We start from the raw sequence: 236 nt of genomic DNA on the forward strand, positions 1-236 counted from the left end.
TCGATTTCCGAGGCCAGCTGCTTGACTTCCGAGTTCAGCGCGCCACGGTCGGTGGTGGAGTTGGTGGCGTTGGCCGACTGCACCGCCAGTTCGCGGATACGCTGCAGGTTGTTGCCGATTTCGACCATCGCGCCTTCGGCGGTCTGCGCCAGCGAGATGCCGTCGTTGGCGTTGCGCGAGGCCACGTCCAGGCCGCGGATCTGGGTGGTGAAGCGCTCGGAGATCGCCAGACCGGC

The 236-nt window shown here is 66.5% G+C and carries 1 pseudogene; it reads right to left on the reverse strand.

The features are described from left to right. Positions 1 to 236 (reverse strand): annotated as a pseudogene (locus SLW52_RS21085) (flagellin); the annotation flags it as partial.

It is taken from the genome of Xanthomonas sp. LF02-5 (genome assembly GCF_034105325.1).
Taxonomy (GTDB): Bacteria; Pseudomonadota; Gammaproteobacteria; order Xanthomonadales; family Xanthomonadaceae; genus Xanthomonas_A; species Xanthomonas_A sontii.